A 26672-nucleotide genomic window follows, 5' to 3' on the forward strand; every position below is an offset into this window, starting at 1 on the left:
CACCGCCTCTTTGAAGAATGTGTTGTTAATATCATAAACCCTATAAAAATGTTTGAAAAGGAAAAAGTTCTAAGGTTTATGGAAAATTATTTCAAAAATAAGCTTTAATCACTGTATTTGACGGCTTTGAAAAGGGGTAAAATAATTCATTATTTTTTTTGAAAACAACACGTGCAATTAGTAAAAGAGTGTGCTAAGATACGATTGTTTTCTACTTATGTATAGAGTGGAGGTTTAAGGGTGAAAAAGAAGCTTGCAAATTCCATGATGTCTAGTCCAAATGATTTAAAATTAGTTAGTCTAACGTGGCCGATTTTTTTTGAAATCTTTTTATTTATGCTGATCGGTAGTGTAGATATATATATGATAAGCGCTATATCCGATGATGCAGTTGCAGCCGTTGGAATGTCACATCAAATGATTATGATAGCGATCCTTATTTTGGAGGTTATTGGAAACGGTGCAGCCATTGTTGTTGCTCAATACATTGGCTCGCGAAAATTTACTGAAGCAGCAAAAATTTCGGGTGTAGCGATTACTCTTAATTTAATGGTTGGTTTATTTATTAGTATTATTTTTATTGTTTTTGGCGGTTGGATGCTGAAAACATTAAATCTCCAAGGCGATATTCTTGTTTATGGAAAAACATATCTTTTGATCGTTGGAGGAGGAATCTTTTTACAAGCACTTATTAATATATTTGCAGCTATTATTCGGACGTATGGATATACAAAAGAAACGATGCTTGTGTCCTTGCTGATGAATATCATTCATTTAGTCTTGAATTATCTTTTCATTTTCGGGCATTTAGGGTTTTCGGAAATGGGTGTAAAAGGAGCAGCCTTGTCAAATATTTTTAGTCGCCTCATTTGTTTAGGCATCTTCTTCTGGCTGCTGTACCGATTAATGTCAGTTCGAATCCGGTGGACGTATTATATCCATCTTTCAAAAGAGTATATTAGAAAGATATTGAAAATAGGAGTACCTTCAGCTGTTGAGCAAATTATGTATCAATGCTGTCAGCTTGTCTTTTTCTTTTATACAACCTATATTGGTGCAGAGGCGTTGGCAACCAAGCAATATGCAGCAAACATCTCTATGTTTATCTTCTTGTTTTGTATGGCCGTTTCAATGGGGACAGCGATTATTACGGGTCGCTTAATTGGAGCTGGAGAGCCAGAGGAAGCGTATCGGAGAGTTCGTCAAAGCCTTAAATGGTCAATGGTTGTAACCATTGCTGTTAATATTATAGTTATCATACTGCGGGAACCGCTGTTAGGCTTGTTTACAGATAATAAAGCGATTATTCAGCTTGGATCACAAATTCTTCTTATTAGTATTTTGCTAGAAACAGGGCGTACAGGGAATATCGTAATGATCAATTCCCTTAGGGCAGCTGGAGATGCAAAGTTCCCGTTATATATGGGAATCATTTCAATGGTCGGAGTTAGCTTGCCACTTGGATATATCCTTGCGTTTCAACTGGATTTGGGGCTTGTCGGGATCTGGATTGCCAATGCAACAGATGAATGGATTCGCTCTATTATCATGCATTTCCGTTGGAAGAGTCGAGCATGGGAAAAGCATGCTTTGGTGAATCATGACCACGCAGAGCAAAAAGAGCCAATTATTAATCCTGTTTAAACAAGGGAGAATACTACTAAACTAAGTGTCTAGCACCTCCTGCTTGATAGGACGTTTAACAATCTATTAAAAAAATAGGAGAATGCTTGACACCTTTTATTTTCAAGACGCTCAATTATTCGTTAATTGAGCGTCTTATTTAATCTGAGAGAACTGCTGATGAGTTTATCTCGCAGTTTATCTGGCAGAAGTCTTAATGCAACAAACATACCCGCTCCTCTTCCAACTGCATATCGGGTATGAGGTTTAGTGGCAGTCATAGCGTGAACGATGGCTTCAACCACTACATGAATAGGAGAAGCATTTTGGTTTGCCATGGATGAATGAATCGCTTCTAGTGCCTTTTCGTATAAAGAGCGCTTTTCAGCTGGGACCTGTTTTAAGGAATGATTGAAATCTACCGTTGATTTTTGAAAAATTTCTGTTTGAATGGCTGCTGGCTCAATCAATGAAACGTGAATATTCCAAGGCTTTAGCTCCACTCGGAATGCGTCAGTAATGGACTCCATTGCATGTTTGGAAGCCGAGATAGCTCCTAAAAAAGGAATGGTCGTTTTCCCTGTCACAGCCCCCACATTAATTATTCGTCCGCTAACCTTGCGAAGTAAAGGCAAAAATGCTTGTGTGACAGTAATTTGCCCGAAGACGTTCACATCAAATTGATGTTTGATTTCTTCTGGGGAGAGTAGCTCCAAAGGACCTTGTACGATGTAACCGGCATTATTAATTAAGCCAACGATTCCTTCATTTCCAAGAAATTTTTCCACTTCTTTAGCCGCAGCTTGTACAGAAGAAGGAATTGTAATGTCAATTTCTATCGGTACAACTGCAGTAGATATCGCTTTTTTTAGTTGTATGCCCTTTTCTTTATTTCTTACACCTGCAAAAACAAGGTAACCCATTTCCGTGAATTTCCGGACACAAGCTGAGCCGATTCCTCCTGAGGCTCCTGTAATAAAAATAGCTCCTTTACTGTTTCCTAATGTCATTGCTATCACTCTCCAACATGTATTTACAAAACAACTAAATTTAAATTTTTAAACTTCCTATATCTGAATCCAGCATTGTAAGCTGTTCGCTATACTCCCATAATTTTTGTCGGAAATCACGATCATAGGCCTGTGGATCGACTTGGGATTCTTGTTTCTTATCGAAATATTTGCCGGTAATGTGATTTAACTCTTCGGAAATAGCCAGATGGACAACTGAAGCTGCTCCTGATTTCACACTGCCAAAAGCGATGGGGATACTCTCACGAACCATTTTCGTATTCAATAATGATCCTGGGTGAAGGCAATTGACAGTGATATTCTCTGACTTCAGTTTTTGAGCAAGCTCAAAAGTATACATTATTAATGCAAGCTTGCTTTGTTTATAGGCATCGAAAGGATCATAATTACGTTCCAGCATAACATTGTCAAGATCAATCCGTTTTTGACCAATCGAAGCCACATTGATAATTCGTGAAGGAGAGCTTGCTTTCAATGTGAGTAAGAGCAACTGTGTTAATAAAAAGGGTGCCAAATAATTAACAGCAAACCGGAGTTCATAACCATCTTGGCTAAAAGACCTGCGTTTATTACTGAGTTTTCCCGAACCTATCCCCGCATTATTGATCAGGACATCTATTTGCACCTCTTGGTTAGAAACTTCTTTTGCCATACGGCGGACATCAGTAAGTGATGAGAAATCTGCTAAATAGTAACGAAGTTTATGATTGCCCGTACGGTTATGAATCTCCTCCATGACAGCCATGCATTTTTCCTTGCTTCTGCCATGCAGAATGACTGTTGCTCCTATCTTAGCAAGCTGTAAGGCTGTTTGTTTGCCAATTCCATCTGTTGAGCCAGTTACAAGAAAGATTTTGTCCTCAACTCTTTTCATAGCTTTGAGTGTACCTCCTTTAAATGGGATAATTCAATCCTATAAGATTTTTTGTATAATAAGGAGTACAGAGATTATCCTATTAAAATTGGTCGTAATTGTTCTTATCGTAGGATTGTCACTACCAGTCTAAATTACGGAGGTTTTTATAATGGGAGAGTCAACGAAGCAAAAAGAGCTTGCAGATTTTTTAAAGACGAGACGAATGCGCTTATCTCCACAAGAAGCAGGTTTGGATACCGGATCAACACGCCGTCGAACTCCAGGTTTACGAAGAGAAGAAGTGGCTGTATTATCTGGGGTGTCCTTAGCATGGTATACGTATTTAGAACAAGGTCGACAAATTCGCGTATCAGACCAGGTATTAGAAAGTTTAGCTCGTACGCTGAAACTCGATAAAGATGAACGAAACTACTTATTTTTATTGGCTGGTCAAGGGGTGCCTGCTGATGTGGAGTTCAACGCAGACAATAACGAGAATATTTCTCCAGCTGTCCAGCTTATTCTTGACGGACTGAATCAATACCCAGCTTATGTTATCGACAGGTGCTTAAACATCGTAGCGTGGAATCAGCTGGCAAACGATGTGTTTGGAAGCTTCGAAAAATTAACCGATTTAGAAAGAAATATCGTTTGGCGAATGTTTACGAGAGAGGATTACCGAACTTTATTTGTTGATTGGGAGTACATGGCGAAAGGGTTGTTGGCACAATTTAGAGGCTTTTATGGAAGGTATACAGAAGACCCTTGGTATCAGGAATTAGTAGAAAAATTAATGAAGGTAAGCAATGAATTTAGGCAATGGTGGGAACAGCACGAAGTTAATAGTATTCCAGACGGTAAAAAAGAAATTAATCATCCTAAACTAGGACTATTAAAAATGGATTATACGAGTCTATTACTGGCCGAAAATCCAAATATGGTTTTAACCGTATTTACTCCACAGCCGAATTCAAACACAAAAGAAAAGCTAAATTATTTAAAACAGGATCGATAGCGATAACAAAGAAAAGAGCGCAAAATCGTTGCCCTTTCATTTTTGCTAAATAGTATTAAAGTTAGTTTATAACTTTTTTCAGCAGAGAATCGATCAATAAAAAACAGGGTGATTCAAAAGTCTTTGATCACCCTCTTATCATTTCCTATGCTAGCTCTTGATTTTTCGTTTCTTTACCTAACAGCAACACCGCTGCTGCGCCTATGAGGATGGCGATGCAAAAAATGGTGAAAATAGAATTGATGGATACTTTTTGTGCGACAAGGTAACCGATTAATAATGGACCTAAGATGCCTCCGATCCGACCAAAAGCGGCAGCCATTCCTGTTCCCGTTCCGCGAATAATCGTCGGATATTGTTCAGGAGAATACGCATAAAGTGCTCCCCACGCCCCAAGGTTAAAGAAGGACAAAAAGATACCTGATGTCATTAACAGCGGCAATGCTTCTGCTGTACCAAAGAAATAAGCACTTAGTCCTGTTCCAATAAGATACGTTACTAATACAAATTTTCTTCCCATTTTTTCGATCAGCCAAGCAGCTGTAAAGTAGCCCGGCAATTGAGCCAGCGTCATAATCAATACATACTGAAAGCTTTTGATCAAGCTAAATCCTTTTAATACCATCACACTTGGAAGCCATAAAAACATGCCATAATAGGAAAATACGACACAAAACCATAGAATCCAAAGCATGAGTGTAGGCCGAATGTACGGTTTTGACCAAACCTTAGTGAAATTTCCCCAAAAGCTTGGTTTAGTCGTTTTTTCATGCAACGAAATAAATCGGCTTGAGTCTTCTAGATGCCATCTCAAATAAATGGCATAAAAGGCAGGCAATGTACTAATAATGAGTGCTGTTCTCCAACCAAAGTCAGGAATAATGAAATAAGAGATAAGCGCAGCAATCAACCAGCCGCCAGCCCAAAAGCTCTCAAGCAGGACAACGATTCGTCCTCGTTTTTCAGCAGAGACACTTTCTGAAACAAGAGTGGATGCAACGGGAAGCTCTCCCCCCAATCCCATACCAATAACGAAGCGGAAAATGAGAAATATGCTCAACGTTGTAGTAAAGGCAGAAGCACCGCTACCAAGTGAAAATAGTAATAAAGTTATAATTAATACCGATTTTCGACCAATCCGATCAGAGATAAACCCAAAGAAGAGTGCCCCAACTGCCATGCCAATGGAGTTGACACTCCCGATCCACCCCATTTGTTCAGGTGTTAAACTCCATTCTGTTTTCAATGCAGCGATGATAAATGACAAAATGCCCACATCCATCGCATCGAAAAGCCAAGCTAGTCCAGCAATTCCTAGAAGCTTTCTCTCTGCACGTTTGCTAGATGTAATCATGATTCCCCCCCTTAATAATCGACATTATTTGATGAATTTTTCCTTATCTAATTTCCTATTTTCCTCTTTTATTAACAGCTGTCAAGACAAAAGGTAATATTTACTGTCATTTGGAATAAATATTCATAAAATAGGTAGAAGATCCTTTGTTTTATCTTTAACCAAAAGAGGAATTTTAGTCTATAGTAGTTTTTTGTCGAATGTACTATGATGATGTCAGCAAGAGAAAACAAGAAAATATAGTTGGATTGTTACTGTTAAGCAGGCATGACCTAAAATCCGTGTACGGATCTTCCTCTTTTGGAAGGCACGCACAGGAATTTTAGGTCTTTTTCTGTTTAAGAGTAAAAATAAAAAAATTATAAGTAGAGAGGGAGAAAGTGATGAATTTCAAGAAGATTGTTAAGCAAGCAACCGCAGTAACCTTTACTACAGCCTTACTAGTGGGAGGCGGAGTTCAAGCATTTGCAAGCGAAAAAGTGGATTACAAAGAAGACTATGGCTTTTCTCACATTACACGTTTTGATGCGTTGAAAATTCCTGCGCAACAAACAAATGAGCAATTTAAAGTGCCACAATTTGATGCATCAAAAATTAAGAACGTTGAATCTGCAAAAGGTTATGATGAGTTTGGAAACCTCATTAATTTAGATGTTTGGGATACATGGCCTCTTCAAAACGCAGATGGCACAGTGGCAAACTATAATGGCTACGAGATCGTATTTGGTTTAGCAGGAGACCCTAAAAGAGGATGGGACACATTTGTTTACTTGTTCTATAAAAAAATAGGTGATAATTCAATTGACGCTTGGAAATCTGCTGGAAGAGTATTTAAAGACAGCGATAAATTTAATACAAATGATCCTATTCTTCATAATCAAGCAGAAGAATGGTCTGGATCTGCAACTTTTACTTCTGATGGAAAAGTTCGCTTGTTCTATACAAATCGCTCAATCTGGGATGCATCAAAAGGATATTTTGGTAAACAAACATTAACAACAGCTCAAATCAATGTATCTCAACCAGACGGCAACACGCTTAAAGTGGATGGCGTAGAAGATTTCAAATCAATCTTTGATGGTGACGGCAAAAACTACCAAACTATGAACCAAGCTTTCGGAAATGGCAACTTTGATGACAACCATACATTGAGAGATCCTCATTATGTGGAAGACAATGGCCGCAAATACCTTGTTTTTGAAGCAAATACAGGTACAGAAACAGGCTACCAAGGAGAAGAATCTTTCAATAATAAAGCTTTCTATGGCGGAAGCAACAAATTCTTCGAAGCGGAGAAAGCTAAATTGCTTCAAAGTCCAAACAAATATTACTCTTCATTAGCAAATGGTGCACTTGGTATCGTTGAATTAAATGATGATTATACATTGAAAAATGTAATGAAGCCGCTTATTGCATCTAATTTAGTAACAGATGAAATTGAACGTGCTAACATTTTCGAAAAAGATGGAAAATGGTACTTATTTACAGATACACGTGGATCTAAAATGTTCGTTGACGGCATCGATAAAGAAGACATCTACATGCTAGGATATGTAGCAGATTCAATCACTGGACCATACAAACCATTAAACGGAACAGGACTTGTATTACATCAAGATCTAAATCCATATGACATCACTTGGACTTATGCTCACTTTGCAATTCCACAAGTTAAAGGTGATAATGTAGTAATCACAAGCTATATGACAAACAGAGGCTACTTTGCAGATCATAAAGCTACTTTTGCACCAAGTTTCTTAGTGAACATTAAAGGATCTAAAACATCGGTTGTTAAAGACAGCATCCTTGAACAAGGTCAATTAACAGTTGAGTAATAAATAAAAATAATTAATTTTTGCCTTCTATCTACTAGAGGGTATTGAAAAAACATAATAAATCTAACGAAAAGAAAATGTCAATATTCAATTGGCATTTTCTTTTTGTATAATTTAGTAAGTTCGTTTCTTTCTCTTGAAACGAGATGATCAAGAAAAAAAGCGAGGTTTCAAATTGAGGAATAAGAAAATGTTTATATGGTTAGGTGTAATCATTATCTGTATAAGTATATTAATTTCAGTAGGTTTAATGATTTATCATTCAGACAAAAATAAGGAAATGGAAAAGAATAAGAAGAAAGAGACGATTATATCTAATCATAAGCCCACCTATCGAGCGAACTATCATTTTACTACTCCTGACAAATGGAAGAACGATCCCCAGAGGCCGATTTTTTTTGAAGGAAAGTATCATTATTATTATCTCTATAATCGGGATTATCCAAATGGAAATGGGACAGAATGGCGGCACGCGACATCAAAGGATTTGGTGCACTGGAAAGATGAAGGGATAGCCATCCCTAAATATACAAACAAAAACGGTGATCCATGGTCAGGCTCATTCGTTGTGGATGAGAATAATACAGCAGGCTTTGGAAAAGGCGCCCTTGTGGCCATCGTAACCCAGCCTTCTGCTGATGGAGGGAAGCAGGAACAAAATTTATGGTACAGTACGGACAAAGGAAAAACGTTTACATCATTTAGTGATCATCCTGTTATGCCGAATCCAGGGACAAAGGATTTTAGAGATCCGAAAATCATCTGGGATCAGCAAGCAGGCAAATGGGTAATGACATTGGCAGAAGGAATGAAAATAGGTTTTTATGAATCCAATAATTTAAAAGATTGGAACTATACAAGCAGCTTCTTAACAGAAAATATCGGTATAGTAGAATGTCCCGATCTTTATATCATGAGAGCAAATGATGGGACATTTAAATGGGTACTTGGTGCCAGCGCAAATGGGAAGTCGATAGGGAAGCCAAACACATACGCCTATTGGACTGGAAGCTTTGATGGAAAAGCATTTTCCCCAGATCACAATGAACCCCAGTGGCTAGATTATGGATTTGACTGGTACGGGGCTGTCACGTTTGAAGAAGGGGAAGGCAGTGATCCATACAACCATCGTTATGCATTGGCTTGGATGAATAATTGGGATTATCCGCATAATACGCCAACGCTGAAAGAAGATTTTAACGGATTGGATTCGATTGTCCGTCAAATAAAATTAGTGCAAGCAGACAATGGCACATATACACTGACTTCACAGCCTATTGAAGCACTGAATCAATTAGCGGGTGTAACGGATTCTTTTAATCAAATTAAGGTAGATGGTTCTAAAATGCTTAACGTAACAGGCGATGCGTACCAGTTTGATGCTGATATATCTTGGTCAGAGCTCAAAAATGTCGGTGTGAGGCTTCGAGAATCAGCAGACAAAAAACGCCATGTTGATGTAGGTATTTTTGTCGATGGTCTATATTCTTATGTGAATAGAGGACTAACGGGGCAGCCTGATCAAAGTAATAAATATGTTGAAAGCAGGGCGCCATTTGACGTCAATAAGAAGAACGTTCACTTAAAGATCCTCGTCGATAAAACGAGCATTGAAGTCTTTGTTGATGATGGAAAAGTCGTTTATTCCAATGAAATATTCCCGGAATTAGACGATAAAGGGATTACCCTTTTTACTGAAGGTGGTACGGCGATCTTTAAAGATGTTAAGATCAAACACTTTGACAGTATACATGAATGAAATAAAGAGATGTAGATAAAAAAAGTGCCAAGCTCCTTTCACGTAGGAGATCTAGCACTTTTTTTGTATAATATAGGATATCTTATACGAGTTCTTCCTTTAACTCACGATGCAATACATCACCGATCCGCTTCATGCCTTCAATGATTCGTTCCTTAGGCATATTTGAGTAATTTAAACGGAAGGTATTTTTCTGAGCACTGTTCGGAAAGAATGGGATTCCAGGGACAAAAGCTACATTGTTTTTTAAGCATTCATCGAAGATTTTTCTTGAATCAATAGACTCAGGAAGCTCAATCCAAATAAATAATCCACCCTCTGGTGAGCTGTAGGATAAATTTTTCGGAAAAAATTCATTAATACAAGAAAACATGACTGCGCTTCTTTCTCTATAAACATCTTTTATTTTTTCAATATGAGCCTCAATATCGTATAGCTCCATATATTTGGCAGCTATCATTTGAGCAAAGCTGTCAGTATGTAGGTCAGCTGTTTGTTTGAAGGCAACATATTTATCAATAAAAGCTTGGTTCGCACAAATCCAACCAAGTCTAAGACCAGGGGTAAAGATTTTTGAAAAGGTGCTAATATAAATGACTCTGCCTTCTGTGTCAAAATGTTTCACTGGTGGGAGTGTTTCTCCAGCAAACCTAACAGCACCGTATGGATTATCCTCTACAATGAGAACATCATACTCGTTAGCGAGCTCAATCATTCTCTTTCTTCTTTCAAGCGTCATTGTCCTTCCGGTTGGGTTCTGAAAGTCCGGAATGGTATAGATAAACTTTGCTTCTGGATGCTGCTTCAGCTTCTTTTCTAACTCTTCCATAATCATTCCGTCTTCGTCCATTGCGACTTCAACAAAGCTAGCATCATAAACTTTAAACGCATTGATGGCTGCAAGATAGGTTGGACTCTCACATAGGACAATATCACCTTCATTGATAAAAAGCTTTCCCGTTAGATCTAAGGCTTGCTGTGACCCTGAAGTAATCAACACATTTTCAAAAGGTGATTCAATGCCAATCATTTTCATTCTTTCACAAATCGCTTTTCTTAAAGGAACATATCCTTCTGTCGTACTATATTGTAAGGACGCAGCGCCGGCCTCTGTTAATACAGCTTCGCAGGCAGCTTTGATTTCTTCAACTGGGAATAACTCTGGTGCAGGCAGGCCTCCAGCAAAGGAAATCACCTCTGGTCTTTCCGTTACCTTTAATATTTCACGTGTTTCAGAAGATTTTACATATCCAGCTCTTTTGGCAAATTTATTGTCCATTTAAACATACCCCACTAAGTTTTTATTTTTTACAGTTAGAGAAGATTCAAACAATTGGATTACTGTTTTGATTGAAATCATCTACCAATTTATGTTGATTAAGCTTTTGAATCTCATCTGATAAAATTGAAATGCCTTTTTCAATATTTTCGTTTGATTCATAGGTGAAATTTAGGCGAATATAGGTGCCCCCCTCATTTTCGTGAGAAAAAAACACATTTCCTGGAGTATAAATGACCCCTTTGGATGAAAGAGCATTCCATAATTTTGTTTGAGAAATCCCTTGAGGAAGCTTACACCATAGATAGTAGCCCCCATCAGGAATATTAAAATGTAACAGTTCTGGTTTTTCCTTTAAAGCTTTTACCATGACGTCTCTTTTTCGAACGTATGCATTTGTAATCAGTGAAAGATGCTTCTCATAATAGCCTTTTCGTAAGAAACGATCTAAAAGATATTGGCTCGGTGTATTGACATGAAGATCGGCCATTTGCTTTAAAAGCACAAATTTTTTGATTACTGGTGCAGGCGCTACGACCCAGCCAATTCGCATTCCTGAAAAAAGAACCTTGGAAAAAGTACTTAGATAAATCACATATCCATGCTGATCCAACGCTTTTAATGGAGGTAAGGAATGACCTGAAAAAGTGAGTTCACCATAAGGATCATCTTCAAGAATCGGCACATTATATTTATACGCTAGATGAAGCAGCTCGATCCTTCGTTTCATACTCATGACTATTCCCGTAGGGTTTTGAAAAGTTGGAATGGTATAAATAAATTTTGGCTTATGCCTTTTGAGAAGCACTTCTAGCATATCCGTTCGGATTCCTTCATTATCAAGCGCAACACTAATCACCTTGGCACCAGCTGCTTTAAACAACTGAAGAGCTTGCAAGAAGCTAGGTTCTTCCACGATCACGATGTCGCCAGGTGTAAGAAATGTCCGGGTGGCAAAATCGATGCCTTGCATCGATCCGGAAAGAATCATCATCTCTTTAGCGGTAGCAGAAATACTTCTTCCTTCCATAAGCTGGCATAGGCTCTCTCTTAAAGGGAAATAACCTTCAACCGCACTGAGGTTCAGCATCTCTTTTGTAAAGGAACCGCCAAAGCTATTTTGAATTTCTTGAAGCTGAGCGGTAGGATAAAGCATAGGGTCTGCAATACCTGCTGCAAAAGAAATCACGTTTTTTCCATCCATATTCATTAGACCACTAACCGTGTCATTTGTTGAATCAAGGTTCTCATTAAAATAGGAATGCCATGAAACGGGCAATACCACAAGATCCTCATCTGTGCCTTCAGCCTCTAAATCTGCCGTAACAATTGTACCTTTTCCAACATGAGATTCGACAAGACCAACCGCTTTTAGCTCGTCATAGGCTTTGATAACAGTGCTTCGGCTGACTCCTATTTTCAAGGCAAGCTTTCGTTCTGGTGGTAGAACAAATCCTTTTGGCAATGAACCTGAAAGAATGAGTTCATGGATTCTTTTTTTAATTTGTACATAAGCAGGGATGGCCAAGTTTTTGTCTACTGTAATACGCAATATTATCACTCCAAAAGGAACCAATCATCAGAAAATTCTAAAAGATATTCCTATCATACCACGTTTTAATCATTGGAAAATAACCAATTGGAATAATCCTTTGCAATCCAATTTTCTGGTTGTATAAGTATTATTTTTAGTAAACATAACTTTCGAAAAAAGTTCACAATATACAAGCATTTAACAGATCGACATTCAAATAATGAAATGCTAAATTATTATTGAACAGTGTTTAAAAATAAAACGAAGTTTAATATCGTTAAACAAGGAGTTTTATATTGGGTATAAAAGAACGCAAACAACGTGAAAGAGAAGAAAGGCGAGAGCTTATATTAAAAGCTGCACATGAAATTATGAAAGAAGAGGGAATAGACAACCTATCTATTCGAAAAATTGCGAACAAAATTGAATATTCACCAGCTATTATTTATCACTATTTTCAAGATAAAGATGAAATCATTCATGAAATAATGAAAAGAGGATATCAAAATATCATCGATACACTTTCATCATTGCAATCCTTTGATGGTGAACCGGAAGAAAAACTCAAGGAAGGGTTACTTAGGTATATAGAGTTGGCTTTGCAAATGCCTGACGAATACCAAACGATTTTATTGAACTCTTCGCCAGGAATACTAGAGCATACATCTGTGCTTTTCGAAGGTGCTTCGAATCAGAGAGCTGCGATTGGAATGCTATGCCAGTCGTTAAAAGAAATTTACAGCAAACATACGATTGAAGATTCCTCTATTGAGTTAACTGCACAAATCATATGGGCGGCTACCTTTGGGCTTATTATTAGGCTAATCATCGAAAAAGACATTTCTAGGGAACAGCGGAGAAATCTAATTGAGCGGCATATAAAAGTAATGGTAGATCGAGTGGTTCTAGGTAAATGTTAAATACCTAATAAAGTAAGGGGATATTAAATTGAAATTCCAAAAATCTATTAGTCTTCTTTCTGTCGTCATTATTGTATTATCATTAGTTGCTTCTACGTACGGAGTATTCTCAGATCAAGGCAAAGGAAAGCAGGAATTTATAACATTACATGGACAAACTGTACAAACATATGGGAAAGGATTATACGAAAACGATTCAGTTTCAGTGGCATCCCAAGCGATAGCCCAAGATATCGTAACATTGGTAGCAGGCATTCCGTTACTTATCGTCGCAATCTATTTAACTAGAAAAGGATTACTTAAAGGAAAACTACTACTTGCAGGAACTTTGGGCTATTTTTTATATACCTATACCTCTTACACATTTCTTTCAATATTTAATTCTTTTTTTCTGATTGATGTTATCTTAATGTCTGCTAGCTTCTTCGCTTTTACATTGACCATGATGTCATTTGATATAGAAAATATAGCTTCACATTTTAATGAAAATCTACCTGTAAAGTTTTTGGGAAGTATGCTTATATTCATTGCGGTGGCTATTGGGTTCATGTGGGTTGGTCGGATAGTACTGCCACTTCAAAATGGAACAGTACCAGTTGAGTTAGAACAGTATACAACATTAGTCATTCAAGCATTAGATTTAGGGTTTGTGGTTCCTGTAGCGATTTTATCAGGTGTATTAGTTATTAAAAGAAAACCAATTGGATATCTCCTTGCATCTATCATTGTTGTTAAAGCAGGTACCATGCTTGCCGCCATTACAGCGATGGAAGTTAACATGATTTATGAGGGGGTAAAAGTAAGTTTAATCGAGATCATAGTCTTTCCTCTTTTTAATATGGTAATGATTTATTGTCTGATTTTAATTATGAAAAATATTAAAGAATCCAATTTAAGGAGTCTGTGATGAAAACAATCATAATATATGCAACGAAATACGGAAGTGTGGAAAAAGCCGCACAAATATTGAAATCAAAAATGGGTGGTCGCGTTGATTTATTCAACATTATGAAGGAAAGCATTCCTTCTCTTGAAAAATATGATCGAGTTATATTGGGTGGTTCTATCTACGTTGGAAAAATACAGAAGAAACTATCAAACTATACCGTAAAAAACTTATCAACCTTGTTAACAAAAAATATAGGATTATTTATATGCGCTGGAGAGAAGGATTCGGATGTAAGGGAGAAAGAGCTTATCGAAGCTTATCCGGATGAACTATATCAGCATGCAACGACAAAAGAAATTTTTGGATTTGAAATTAATTATGAAAAACTGAACTTTCTTGAAAAACTAGTCATGCGTTCAAAAGGTGTTAAAAAGAGTGTTTCAAAAATAGCCGAGGATAAAATTGAAGTATTTGCAAAAAAAATGTCTGTAAATTAAAGCTTTAATTAGACAAACCCTTGTACGAAAGATTAAAGACGGGGTCGTCGAAATGCTTTGAACCACATAAGACTCCCACCTCTAAACCTAAGGTGGGAGATAGCTGTTTACAATAATTATTAATTAACTTATATGCTCAAGGAGAGCATCTTCTCCGATTCTTTTCACAAACTTATAGAGTGGTTCGCGCTTTTTACCTTGTTGACTATATAAGTCAATAATTTTTTCTACGGCTGAATATAAGTCTTCTGGATTTAAGTTTTCAAGCAGTAATTTGCCTGTAACCGCATCTTTTCCTTTTGATTTTCCACCGACATACAGGTTGTAGGTGTCTTTTATTTTCATCACGCCAATGTCGTTTATTAAAGGTTCACCACAGCCAACTGGACATCCTGTATAAGCAGGTTTTAATGTAAAAGGCACAGGTGTGCCAGCGATTCTTCGGTTTAGTTCAATCGCAACGGGCATTCCTTCCTCCTCTGCTCCTTTGCAGAAATTACATGTGCGTAAGCTTTTCACATAATTTCCGATTGGGTAGCAGCTCAAACCAGCTTGTTCAAATTCAGCTATGATTTCCTCTTTCTTAGTTTCAGGAATTTCGATATATAACTGTTGGAAAGTGGTTAATTCAAGCTCTTCTCCTTCATCTAAGTATTTCGCAAGAACAATAAGTTGTTTGGCAGATAATTTTGCTCCGAATTGGATTCCGCCGTTTACCGCGATTTTAATTTTTTTTTCATTGCTCTCCATAATGATTTCCTCCTGCTTTTTAGTTACTACCCTTATCAATGAGGTTACATAAATACAATACGACTATCCCGTTTGCTTTTTACATTAAGTTAATTATAGTATACCTTAGTATGGTATGTAAAGATTTTTTCGAATTTTAAGAATGTTCCTGTTAAGTTCAGAAAAATAAGTTACTCTACATAATTGAACTCTTTCAAATTTTCGCACCGGTGGTAAAAAAACCGTTTCCTATTTGAACAGGAAACGGTTGTACATCTATATAGGGGAGTAAACGGAGCTTACTTCCTGAGGTTGATCTTGGCGATTATGCTTTTGTTGTACTAATCGTGATCACTTTAACATCTGTCATTTCTTCAATGGTAAATCGAGGACCTTCTTTCCCGATACCGCTTTGCTTTACACCACCATAAGGCATTGAGTCCGCTCTTGAGATTGATGCATTATTTATATTGACTCCACCTACATGACATCTTCTTGCAAGGTCCATTGCTGTATGGATATTACTTGTAAAAACACCTGCCTGGAGACCATATTTACTTGTATTAACCTTTTCAACCAGTTCATCTAAATCATCATAAACCTGAATATTAACAACTGGACCGAAAATCTCTTCACACATGACTTTACTTGTGCTGTCAGCTTCTACTATGATGGTAGGGGTAATGATTGATCCATTACGGTCCCCGCCATATAAGATTTTTGCTCCCTCTGCAACCGCTTCTTTTATCCAGGATTCAATTCGTTCCGCCTGGACTTGATTGATAACAGGTCCTACGTCAGTAGTCGTTAACATTGGATCACCTAACTGTAGCTCTTTGGTTAATTGAACGAATCGATCCATAAATGTTAGAGCAATATCCGAATGAACATAAATACGCTGAGAAGAAATACAAACCTGACCGGCGTATGCAAAGGATGCTTTCACTAATGTTTTTACAGCTTGTTCTAGATCGGCATCATGATGAACAATATTCGGTGCATTGGACCCTAATTCTAAAGCAACTCTTCGGAATCCTGATCTATTCTTAATATGCAGTCCTACTTTGGCGCTGCCAGTAAACGAGTAAAAGTTGATTCTTTCATCGTCTAATAAAACATCTCCTACATTTTTCCCAGTACCTACTAGCATATTAAGAAATCCATTCGGCAACCCAGCTTCCGCTAGTAGGTTAACAAGAAGCTCACCTGTTCTTGTTGTTTGTTCAGATGGTTTAAAAATAACTGTATTGCCGGCAGCAATAGCAGGTGCAATTTTATGAGCTGCTAAAGCTAATGGAAAATTAAAAGGAGTAATCGCACAAACTACGCCTACTGGTTCTCGTACTGTTAATCCAAGCGAATAATCAGCTCCTGCTGGCGGTAATAATTCTTCTGTATAGCCGTGAATTCTTTTCGCCTCTTCAGCTGAATCCTGAAAAGCTTTAGCAGCTCGTAACACTTCGATTTCAGCATCTCGGATTGGCTTGCCGTTATCTTTTGAAATCACAGCAGCTACTTCAGTCTTGCGTTCTTTTAATAAAGCTGCGACTTTGGATAAAATCTCAAACCTTTGATCAGGATTAAGTTTTTTTGCACGAAACGTTTCAACTGAATTTTGTATGACTTGGTCGATTTCATAAACAGTAGGTTCAACTAACGTAGCTAACGTCTCATTATTCCAAGGGTTAAAAACTTCTAGTTTGCTATCATTAGAGGATACGATCCATTCTCCATTGGAGTAAATGCTAATTAATTTTTCCACGCTGTTTCCTCCAAGGCAAGCTCTACTATATTTAACCCTGTTTGTACATCTTCATCTGTTGCAATAAGAGGAACTAGGAAACGAATCACATTATCGTGTTGTCCGCATTTAATAATCAGTAAACCATTTTGATGACAAAACTTGAGTATACGGTTTGTTAATTCAGCATCTGGTTCCTTGCTTACTGGATCCTTTACGATTTCAATTGCATTCATGGCACCAATTCCTCGGACATCTCCAATTTGTGGGAATCTTTTTTGAAGGTCTTTTAGACGTTTCATGATTTGTCCACCGATGTTGTTTGCCCGTTCACAAAGATTGTTTTCCTCTAGGAAATCAATAGCGGCTAAAGCACCGGAGCAAGCTACAGGATTTCCTCCGTATGTTCCTCCTAGCGCGCCTGGTCCAGGGGCATCCATTAATTCTTTTTTTCCTATAACTGCACTAAGTGGTAAACCAGAAGATAATGACTTTCCAACAGTCATTAAATCAGGCTCTACTCCAGAATGCTCAATGGCAAACATCTTGCCAGTACGTCCAAAGCCAGTTTGAATTTCATCTATAATAAGTAAAATATTGTATTGATCACAAAGCTTGCGTAATCCTTGTAAGAATCCAGCAGGCCCGACAACAAATCCTCCATCACCTTGAACGGCCTCTACGATAATAGCGGCAATATCATCAGGAGCATAAATAGAGTTGATATTCTCTTCAAGCTGTTCGAGGCATTTTTCAACAACTTCCTCTTCCGTACTGCCAAATGGAGAACGATATTGATAAGGATAGTATTCATGATGGATGTAAGGAGCAAGTGGTCCATAATTACTTTTAAACGGTTTAGATTTCCCTGTTAAAGTCATTGTCAAAAAGGTACGACCGTGAAATGCATTTCGAAACGCAATCACATTTGTTTTGCCTGTTGCATAACGCGCAATTTTAATGGCATTTTCTACTGCTTCAGCCCCGCTATTAGCCAAAAAAACCTTTGAATTTTTTATAGGACTAATTTCTGTCAATTTCTTCGCTAATTGAATATAAGAAGGATAGCCGATTACGCTAAAACAAGAGTGGATTAATTCAGCCGTTTGTTTTTGGATAGCCTCAACCACTTGCTTAGGCGTGTGTCCCATATTTAAAGCGCCTATCCCTGCGGCAAAATCAAGATATTTTTTTCCTTCGATATCCTCTACCCAGCATCCATGTGCTTTTACAGCAATGTTTTTTTCTGCTGTTGCTACTGCTCGCGTTACATATTGATCCCAATCTTGAAGCAATTGTTCTTTATTGGATATTTGTACATTCATTTCTTGCTTCACCTCTTTTTTATTCATTAAAAGGGCTTCATTTACGAAGCCCAATCTTAATCTTATTTAACTAGCTCTTTCTCCCACTTGATACTTTCAGTTTCTGCCATCGCTTTTATAAGAAGAGCAAATGTTGCCATATCACCTACTAGGTATGTTTCTTGAACATCAACTGGTCGAACTTCGCCCTGACGGTTAATCCAGCATGTCTTAAAGCCTAGTTCAGTAGCAGGTACAACGTCGTATTTAAACCCGAATCCAGCATGTAAAACCTCTGATTTATCTAAACCTAAACGTTCTAGTGCTAAATGAAAGCCCTTATGGCTTGGTTTATAAGCTCCTGCTTGTTCAGCCGTAATAATCTCATCAAATTCTACGCCGATTTGTTTTACTGATTCTGTAATGATTGCATCGTCAGTATTTGTAATTAATACGATTTTCGTGTATTTCTTTAGTTCTAGTAACGCTTCTTTTGTATCAGCGAATGGCTGCCATTGTCCCATTGATTCAGAGAACTCGATACAATCCTCTTCAGTGAATGGATATCCAAAATCACCAAATGCCATTGGGAGCGTATTTTTCAACACTTCTTTATATGGACGATATTTTTCTTGAATATAGTCAAATTGACGATTTTCCCAATGTCTTTGCAACGCTTTTGTGTCGGCATCAACAATACCGTGCTTCGCTAAAATTTTCTTAAAAACCTTTTGAATTTCACCTTCCCAATCAATTAGAGTACCAAAACAGTCAAACGTTATCGCTTTAGGTGCAGTCATTTATAATTCCTCCTGTATTTTAGAATTTTGAAGTGTATAATTCATTTTTTTTGATAAATAAAATCTCTATATTTAAAGTATAAAGGCTCTTATTTTTATTTGTTTTTCTATATCAAAGATGTTTTTGTCTCTTTCTTGTGTGATAATCGATAATCTTTTGGTGTTGTATTATATAGTTTAAGAAATAATCTTGTTAGTGAGCTAGCTTGATTGTAGCCAACCTCTAAAGCAATTTCTAAAATAGTAAAATCCGTTTCTCTTAATAATTGCTTTGCTTTTTCCATACGAAGAAATTGAATATATTCACTTGGAGACATGCCAAATTTATTTTTGAACCATTGTGTATAATAAAAAGGATGAAAGTTTTCAATTTCTGCAAGCTGTTCAACGGTAATCTTTTCATAATAGTTTTGATGTAAATATTCAACTGAGGGAGACTTATTTCCTGAATGGAATAGAAACTCGGATGCGTATTCCATTAATGTATGCAGCCTGTGATTGGCACCGTCATTATTTTGAGACTCATTTAACAATAAATAACGAATCGATTCCCATTTCTTATCGAGTGTTAGGCATTGATCGCCCAGCTTTTGTTTTCGAAATTTTGCTGGAATAGATGATTCGGGTAAATCTAATACGAGAAATTCATTTCGAACATCTGAATAAAAACTATGAGTGCTGTTTGGAGTAATTAAAAACAGATGATCAGACTTTAATTCTGTTCGTAAATCTTTTGTTTCTATTTGCATAGCTCCTTTTAGAGGGAGAAGCAGCTGGAAATAAGAATGACTATGAGTATTTTTTTCACCTGAATAAATTCTTTTTTCGCAAACAATTTTTTTTCTTGATTCAGTCATGATGTAACACTCCCTTTTATTGTTTTAAAATCAAGTAATCACTAGAGCTGTTTCGTATAAAAAAGATCATTTATGGGAAATAATGAATGTTTTAGAAAGATAAGAAACTCATATGGCGGCGTATACTTTCCGCCACATGAGTTTCTTATCTTTTTAAAGGCCTTATCGATGATCGAAAAGGCCTTCTAGCTTACATGGATTGAAATCTGTTAATCATAATCATAACTTTGTGGATTAGACTGTAACTTTTACCTCTCTAAACACTTCAAGTGCTTGTGTGAAATCTGCAATTAAATCGTCAGCATCTTCAATACCTACTGATAGACGGAACATTCCAGGTGTGATGCCCATTTGACGTCTTATATCGTCAGGAACATGGCTGTGAGAAGATGTAACGGTATGATTTAATGTTGTTCGAAGTCCGCCAAGTGTTGGTGCATAGTGGGCGAAGTTTAGTTTTTTCATGAATGCATCGATTTTTTCCATATCTTCTGGAACAACAAAGCTTAGCATCCCGCTGTAGCCTTTGTCTGTGAACATTCTCTTAGCTAACTCATGCTGAGGAAAGCTCTCTAAACTTGGATGATTTACTTTTGATATGAATGGATTATCTTCAAGTGCTTTCGCTAGCTTTGCTGCTGTTTCCATTTGCTTTGGAACACGTAGCTCAATTGTGTGTAAACCTCTTAGAATCATCCATGAACTGAATGGATCACCAGGAGTTCCGCAAAGCATACGAATTGGATGAATTTCATCGATGATTTTTTCGGAAGCGGTGATGGATCCTCCAATAGCATCACTGTGGCCATTCACATATTTTGTTAAGCTGTTAATGACGATATCAGCTCCGCATGCAATCGGTTGAATAGCGAGTGGTGTAGTAAAGGTATTGTCTACCATGAGGTAGCCGCCGTTTGCATGGGCAATTTCAGCAAGCCCTTCAAGATCTGCTAAAGCCATTGTTGGATTGCTCATAACCTCTGTATAAATCATTTTTGTATTTGGTTTTACTGTTTTTTGAACGGTTTCTAGGCAGCTTAAGTCAACTAGATCAGACTCAACACCAAATTTTTTCATTAGGATAGTCATAACATCAAAAGTTTCACCATAGATGTCGGAGTTGCAAATAATATGGTCACCTGGTTTTAGTACAGTCATTAAAGTCGTCGTGATGGCCGCCATACCAGAAGAAAAAATTAGGGACTTTTCGCCACCCTCAAGGTAAGATACTGCATCTGCAAGCATATCACGGTTTGGATTGCACGTACGGATATATGTATATCCTTTTTCTGCATAAGTATCTTTTACTTCTGATAAAGAGTCCATTGTAAAAGCAGTTGTTAAAAATAAAGGAGTAGCCTCTGGCTTTAAATCCATTCCTTTTACTTTTTTACCTCTATAGAGTAATTCAGATGCTCTTGAAAATGTCATGTCTTCCATTGCTTTGTCTCCTTTTTAATATCATTTTTTTGTTTTATACACTTTGTTGTTTCCTTTTAAATACTGAGAAATTCATTAAATCTTATGTGGTGTTGACCAGTAGGATAAGTACGTCATTGGCACATTTGATTTACTCAGCACTCAATCTTATTACAAACACTATAAACTCTATCATTGCTAAAGAGTCAACAGAATTTTCAAATTATTATAAAAAGAAAAAAAGCAAGCCGCGAATAATACGGGCTTGCTGATTGGTTAATATGCAAGAAAGGATACGTTTTTGTAGTAGACTGGTGTCTAGCTCAGCGTCCAGCGACTCATGTACTTCGCTATACGGGCATTTCCGCTTTTCTATGAAGGCAGAAGAATTTGCACCTCATACATACATTGAGAGTATTCCATTAAATTATCTTCATATTCATTGGCTAACACCAATGTAGGCTTTGGTCCGTTTTGGAAGAAAGATGAAACAAGAGCAGGATTCCATTGATCTGTCAGAATCCGCCCTCGGAAACATAAATATTCTCCTGCCGGAATTTCTATAATATAGTCTGATTGAACCTTTGGAGCCTCTTTTAAAAACATCCCTAGATGAGTGGGTTTAAGCTTTTTGCCTATTAATTGACTAAAATCTGCAATATACGAAAATTGACGCTTATACTTTAAAGCTTTGAAATTTTTACTGCTCTTTATTTCATTTAATCGAATATGATAGGCTGCTGAGCTTTCTTCCGGCAAACATGGTACTGCAACCATATAACGTTTATCCAACATCAATTTATAAGGAACATCTGGGAAGCTATCTTGTCCAATATATTTAAAATAGTCGATATACCACTGAATATCTTCGACCGTTTCCTGAGCTTTTTTTACTTCCTGGATATATAATTGCTTTTGCTTTTCTAGAAATGGAAGAAGGGTATCAACACTGCCATCGGTGAGAATGGTATCAATTTCAGAGAGGGACAGCCCGAAATTCTGTAAATACTTTAAACGATCAATAAAGTGAAACTGATCGACAGAATAGTATCGGTATCCTGTTTCAGGATTAATATACCTTGGGTTAATTAATTGAAGTTTACTATAATGGCGAAGTGTTTGTACTGAAATACCCATTAATTTTGCTGTTTCTCCGATAGAATAGAGGTCTTTCACAAATATTTCTCCTTTCGTGCCATCGGGCTTTTTCTATAGTATACTTGATTTATATTTTCTGCCTTATTCGAGATGAATTTTAAAATAATATCAAAAAAGAAAAACTCTATACTTAGAATAGAGTTTTTCTTTTAAAAAATCAAGAACATTATTTATCGAATATTGAAAATTAACGTTAAGATAGAAAATAGAAATCTATATATAATAGAAGAAACACGGATAAAGAAGAGATGGAAAGGCGCTTGCGCTTTCCTTCAAACTAGAAACCTATTGGAGATAAATGGTCAATTGAACATGTCGTTTCGTTTTCTAAAAGTATATCCGCTGTAATTTTCCCAATGGCTGGGGCCATTTTAAAACCATGGCCTGAAAAACCACAAGCTACAACGATATTTTTTTCATTTGGCAATCTTCCTACAATAGAATGACCATCAGGAGTATATCCTTCCATATAGGCGCTTACACGAATGGGATCAGGATAAAGGTCAGGTAAAAAATCACGAATGGTCTGTCTTATGGTTGATAGCTCCTCAATTTCAACCGTTCTATTTATATCATTAGGACCGTTAATCTTATCTTTTTTGTGACTGCTGATTGCTATTTTGACAGAAGCTCCATCGACCGTTGGGAAACCATAATATATCACTCCGTTTGTTTCTCGTTGAAAAACAGGGAATTTATCTGGGGTGAATAAACTTAAATTTTTGGAAGTAAACCAAGTGTTGACTAATCGACGAACTTCAATTTGCTGTTCAAAATCAGGTAGAAACTCTCTTGCCCATGGCCCAGTAGAAATTAGAACTTGGCCAAACATATAATCTTTTCCATCAGCTCGGACTCTTACACCATTGCCCTCGGAACAGACTTCTTCTACACGAGTGTAGCTGTGAACAATAGCGCCGAGTTCTTCTGCTCGTTGAACTGCAGATACAATTGCATATTGAGGACGAAGGAACCCAGCCTCTTTATCAAGAATCACGATTTCATCATGTAAGAGTTTATGCTGTGGAAATCTTTTTTTTGCTTCTTCATAAGCTAATATTTCGTGATCTAAGTCGAACTCTTTAATGCTTTCTAGCATATTTTTCATTGACTTTATTTGCGGATTTCCGATAGCTAGTCCGCTCGTTTTAGTATATAAGTGATTTTTTGTCTCTGATTCTAGCTGCTTCCATAATTCTTTTGCTTCTTTTAATATCGGTATATATTCTAATCCCGATTGATAGGCTGTTCTAAAAATGCGGGTTTCGCCTCCAGCAGCTGATCGGTCGTGACCTATACCATATTGTTCGAATCCTATTACCGAAGCACCTTTACTAGCAAGCTGCCACATGGCCATGCTGCCCATTGTTCCAATTCCTATTACCCCAATATCTGCATCCATATTTAGATTCCTCCTTTAACCTTTTAACGTCTGTTTTGAAGATTTATTAAAATATGAAAATTTAGAATAATCTAATTAAAACTATGTGGATTAATTGAATATATATTTAAAAGTTTTTTTCTTAAGGCTTTGTTAAAAAGTACTGTTGATAAAAGCAATTTTTGAATCATTCGTAGGAAATATGGTTTCCCACGCCTTGACGCGTAGCTTCAAGGTAGCAGGAACTTATGCTAAATGATTCAAAAATCAAAAGGGGGCTTTTCTTAAAAATAAATATAAACTCTATCGCTGCTAAAGAGTCAACAGAATTTTCAATTTATTTATTTGATAAAAAAGCCCAAAGATAATAATTAAAAAAATACAAACTCTATACATTAAATAGAGTTTGTATTTTTGAAAGTAAAATTATTTTGGTAATTTTAATATATATATATAGAAGAAACTCGGATAAAAGTAGAGTTCCTACCTTTAACATTTAGTCTTTAAATACATCAAGTGCTTGATAGAAATCAGCAATTAGATCGTCCGGACTTTCAATACCGACAGATACACGCATTAGACCAAAAGTAATTCCCATCTTCAGACGTTCTTCTTCTGGCACGGCATAATGTGAAGAGCTTACTGGATGAGAAATAGTAGAACGATAACCACCTAAGGTCATTGCGTAATGAACTATTTTCAATCGACGCATAAATGCATTGATTTTTTCTCTGTCGTTCGGCATTTCAAAGCTGAGCATTCCGCCATATCCGTTTTCAAATATTTTTTTGGCTAATTCGTGCTGAGGATGGTTTTCAAGACTGGGGTGGTGCACCTTTAAAACGCATGGATGCTCTTGCAAGGCTTTTGCTAGCTTGGCAGCATTGTCCATTTGCTTTTGAACACGAAGGTCCATCGTACGCATGCCACGCTGACACATCCAGGCATCAAATGGATTGGCAGTTGTTCCTAACAATACTTGTAAACTATATGCTTTTTTGATGATTTCATCAGTAGAAGTAATAGAACCAATAACAACATCACTATGTCCATTAGCAAATTTCGTTAAACTGTTAATTGTAATGTCGGCACCTTTTTCAATAGGCCTAATAGCTAGGGATGTTGTAAAAGTGTTATCGACAACTAATTTCGCTCCATTCTCATGGGCTATATTTGCAACAGTTTCAATATCAACAACGGTAATCATAGGATTGGAAATCGTTTCTGTGTAGAGTACTTTCGTATTTGGTTTAATAGAAGCTTTTATTTCATCAATATTAGTGAAGTCAATAAACGTGACACTAATACCGAATTTTGAAAAACCTTCTAATAAATCAATGGTTTCACCATACAGCGTTTTATCTGACAGTACATGATCCCCTTGCTCTAATATAGAAAGTAATGCAGTGGAAATGGCTGCCATCCCGCAGCTGCAAATAAGTGATTTTTCACCCTTTTCCAGGTATGTAACTAATTCTGCCAATGCATTACGATTTGGGTTTCTCGTTCTGATATAAGTGTAACCTTGAACGGAGTACATATCTTCTAAATCATCTAAATCCTCAACATTAAAGGCAGTTGTTAAGTAAAGCGGAGCTGTTTCAGGAGAATCTGCTCTTCCTTTCAAATAAGCCCCTTGATTTAATATTTCTGTTTCCCTGCTAAAATTTGTTTCTCCCATATTAATTGCCTCCTTTTATCCGTAGTAAGTTTATACGTCTAATGATGATGTATAAGGATTCTATTTTATATTGTTAGGGTGTAAATGTCGAATGAAGGTGTAATAGAATCATACGATCAAAAAAGTGAATTTTCTAAAAATATTTCAGACAATTCCTAACAAATTTAGTAGATACAATGATTATAAACTCTATGATTACTACATAGTCAACACGAAGAAAGAAATAAAAAACCGAGAGCCACTTGGATGGTTATCTCTTCATGGATAATGGTTAAGGTCACACCCCTAACCGAAGAGTAGATAGGATTTTTCAAAAGGTAAAAAAGTATAAATAGACTGTGTCTGTCTAGCTCCAAGCGTCTTGTGCTTTTCTTAAGTAGTTAGAGTAGATCTCCACCTGGTTTCTCGAAGTTTCATTTGCTGCAACAAGTTCACTCCAACCTATGTACTGTTTAATGAAGAAGTTGCAAAAGGAGATTTCTTTAAAATCTAGAGATACATAGAGGGATAATGACAGCCTATTTGAAAGATGTATAAATAAGCGTAAAAATTGTAAAATTATAAAAAATTAAATTTATTTATCGATTTCATATTGACAATTAATCATGGCAGTTTATATACTGAATACCAAGTTCACATTGTTGTGTTAAACAACTTAACAACAGTGTTAAAGTTATTATATTAGAAAAATTTTCTAATTATATATTCAAATCATTTGTTTTAAAAGTAATACTAGATAATATTGTAAAAAACCCTTGGCCAAGGGAAATATTAAAAAGTGAAAGGAGGAATAAAATAGAGGGTTTTGTAGATAAATAATCCTAATTATTATCTGTTTTTCTGTGAATTAATAATAAAAATGTACAAATATTCTAAAAAAGATACAATAAAATGTATACAAAGAACTAACCTCACTATTTTGTAATCAAATCATAGAGACATCTTCAACAAAGAATCTTGTCAAATTATGCTGCTAAATCATTTTACCTAAAAATAAGATTATTAAATTT

At 36.6% G+C, this 26672-nt stretch carries 21 protein-coding genes; 7 read left to right on the forward strand and 14 right to left on the reverse strand.

What is annotated here, in order from left to right:
* Positions 1–264: 264 nt before the first annotated feature.
* Positions 265–1644: an MATE family efflux transporter gene (locus tag FDO66_RS02260; protein WP_141431141.1), complete on the forward strand. Its 1380-nt coding sequence runs from the start codon at positions 265–267 to the stop codon at positions 1642–1644.
* A gap of 122 nt (positions 1645–1766) precedes the next feature.
* On the opposite strand, the gene FDO66_RS02265 is transcribed toward FDO66_RS02260, so the two are convergent.
* Both FDO66_RS02265 and FDO66_RS02270 read right to left on the reverse strand, forming a co-directional pair.
* Positions 1767–2633: an SDR family oxidoreductase gene (locus FDO66_RS02265; protein WP_141430787.1), complete on the reverse strand. Its 867-nt coding sequence runs from the start codon at positions 2631–2633 to the stop codon at positions 1767–1769.
* A 40-nt stretch (positions 2634–2673) separates the two neighbouring features.
* A complete protein-coding gene (locus FDO66_RS02270; RefSeq protein WP_141430788.1) occupies positions 2674–3528 on the reverse strand; it encodes an SDR family oxidoreductase in 855 nt (284 codons plus the stop codon).
* Positions 3529–3679: 151 nt separating this feature from the next.
* Here FDO66_RS02270 and FDO66_RS02275 point away from each other — a divergent pair, with 151 nt between their 5' ends.
* Positions 3680–4525, forward strand: a complete 846-nt coding sequence (locus FDO66_RS02275) for a helix-turn-helix transcriptional regulator (RefSeq protein WP_141430789.1) — start codon at positions 3680–3682, stop codon at positions 4523–4525.
* Positions 4526–4670: 145 nt separating this feature from the next.
* Here FDO66_RS02275 and FDO66_RS02280 read toward each other — a convergent pair whose 3' ends face one another.
* Positions 4671–5879 carry an MFS transporter gene (locus tag FDO66_RS02280; protein WP_141430790.1) on the reverse strand — a complete coding sequence of 403 codons (1209 nt, stop codon included), beginning with the start codon at positions 5877–5879 and terminating at the stop codon, positions 4671–4673.
* Between the two features lie 383 nt (positions 5880–6262).
* Between FDO66_RS02280 and FDO66_RS02285 the strand changes: the two genes are divergently transcribed.
* A complete protein-coding gene (locus FDO66_RS02285) occupies positions 6263–7714 on the forward strand; it encodes a glycoside hydrolase family 68 protein (RefSeq protein ID WP_141430791.1) in 1452 nt (483 codons plus the stop codon).
* Positions 7715–7904: 190 nt separating this feature from the next.
* Entirely contained in the window at positions 7905–9473 is a 1569-nt protein-coding gene (locus FDO66_RS02290; protein WP_141430792.1) for a glycoside hydrolase family 32 protein, read from the forward strand.
* Between the two features lie 82 nt (positions 9474–9555).
* Here the strand turns inward: FDO66_RS02290 and FDO66_RS02295 are convergent, their stop codons facing one another.
* Together FDO66_RS02295 and pdxR are read right to left on the reverse strand one after the other, a co-directional pair.
* The gene (locus tag FDO66_RS02295) at positions 9556–10752 is read right to left on the reverse strand and encodes an aminotransferase-like domain-containing protein (protein WP_141430793.1); all 1197 of its coding nucleotides are present in this window, start codon (positions 10750–10752) and stop codon (positions 9556–9558) included.
* A 46-nt stretch (positions 10753–10798) separates the two neighbouring features.
* The gene (gene pdxR, locus FDO66_RS02300; RefSeq protein WP_141430794.1) at positions 10799–12304 is read right to left on the reverse strand and encodes a MocR-like pyridoxine biosynthesis transcription factor PdxR; all 1506 of its coding nucleotides are present in this window, start codon (positions 12302–12304) and stop codon (positions 10799–10801) included.
* A 278-nt stretch (positions 12305–12582) separates the two neighbouring features.
* Between pdxR and FDO66_RS02305 the strand changes: the two genes are divergently transcribed.
* Genes FDO66_RS02305 through FDO66_RS02315 form a run of 3 tightly spaced genes read left to right on the forward strand, consistent with a single transcriptional unit; the run spans position 12583 to position 14592 of the window.
* Positions 12583–13206 carry a TetR/AcrR family transcriptional regulator gene (locus tag FDO66_RS02305; RefSeq protein WP_141430795.1) on the forward strand — a complete coding sequence of 208 codons (624 nt, stop codon included), beginning with the start codon at positions 12583–12585 and terminating at the stop codon, positions 13204–13206.
* A gap of 28 nt (positions 13207–13234) precedes the next feature.
* Positions 13235–14113, forward strand: coding sequence for a hypothetical protein (locus FDO66_RS02310; protein ID WP_181444414.1), 879 nt, complete (start codon positions 13235–13237; stop codon positions 14111–14113).
* Entirely contained in the window at positions 14113–14592 is a 480-nt protein-coding gene (locus FDO66_RS02315; RefSeq protein WP_141430796.1) for a flavodoxin domain-containing protein, read from the forward strand. Before FDO66_RS02310 ends, FDO66_RS02315 begins: the two co-directional genes overlap by 1 nt.
* 123 nt (positions 14593–14715) lie before the next feature.
* On the opposite strand, the gene FDO66_RS02320 is transcribed toward FDO66_RS02315, so the two are convergent.
* From FDO66_RS02320 to FDO66_RS02360, 9 genes are all read right to left on the reverse strand, one after another.
* On the reverse strand, positions 14716–15342 hold the full coding sequence (locus FDO66_RS02320; RefSeq protein ID WP_141430797.1) for an NAD(P)/FAD-dependent oxidoreductase: 627 nt from the start codon (positions 15340–15342) through the stop codon (positions 14716–14718).
* Between the two features lie 304 nt (positions 15343–15646).
* Positions 15647–17083: an aldehyde dehydrogenase family protein gene (locus FDO66_RS02325; RefSeq protein WP_141430798.1), complete on the reverse strand. Its 1437-nt coding sequence runs from the start codon at positions 17081–17083 to the stop codon at positions 15647–15649.
* Positions 17071–18441 carry a 4-aminobutyrate--2-oxoglutarate transaminase gene (gabT, locus tag FDO66_RS02330; RefSeq protein WP_220095144.1) on the reverse strand — a complete coding sequence of 457 codons (1371 nt, stop codon included), beginning with the start codon at positions 18439–18441 and terminating at the stop codon, positions 17071–17073. Before gabT ends, FDO66_RS02325 begins: the two co-directional genes overlap by 13 nt.
* 8 nt (positions 18442–18449) lie before the next feature.
* Positions 18450–19166: a haloacid dehalogenase type II gene (locus tag FDO66_RS02335; protein ID WP_141430800.1), complete on the reverse strand. Its 717-nt coding sequence runs from the start codon at positions 19164–19166 to the stop codon at positions 18450–18452.
* Between the two features lie 107 nt (positions 19167–19273).
* Positions 19274–20023, reverse strand: a complete 750-nt coding sequence (locus tag FDO66_RS02340) for an AraC family transcriptional regulator (protein WP_141430801.1) — start codon at positions 20021–20023, stop codon at positions 19274–19276.
* 234 nt (positions 20024–20257) lie between these two features.
* Positions 20258–21463: a trans-sulfuration enzyme family protein gene (locus FDO66_RS02345; RefSeq protein WP_181444415.1), complete on the reverse strand. Its 1206-nt coding sequence runs from the start codon at positions 21461–21463 to the stop codon at positions 20258–20260.
* A 351-nt stretch (positions 21464–21814) separates the two neighbouring features.
* A complete protein-coding gene (locus tag FDO66_RS02350; protein ID WP_141430802.1) occupies positions 21815–22618 on the reverse strand; it encodes a MerR family transcriptional regulator in 804 nt (267 codons plus the stop codon).
* Positions 22619–22877: 259 nt separating this feature from the next.
* Complete coding sequence (gene solA / locus FDO66_RS02355; protein WP_141430803.1) at positions 22878–24002, reverse strand: N-methyl-L-tryptophan oxidase; 1125 nt, start codon at positions 24000–24002, stop codon at positions 22878–22880.
* 475 nt (positions 24003–24477) lie between these two features.
* Positions 24478–25662 carry a trans-sulfuration enzyme family protein gene (locus tag FDO66_RS02360; protein ID WP_141430804.1) on the reverse strand — a complete coding sequence of 395 codons (1185 nt, stop codon included), beginning with the start codon at positions 25660–25662 and terminating at the stop codon, positions 24478–24480.
* Positions 25663–26672 lie beyond the last annotated feature (1010 nt).

The sequence above is a fragment of the Bacillus sp. 03113 genome (assembly GCF_006546985.1).
Classification (GTDB): Bacteria; Bacillota; Bacilli; order Bacillales; family Cytobacillaceae; genus VATK01.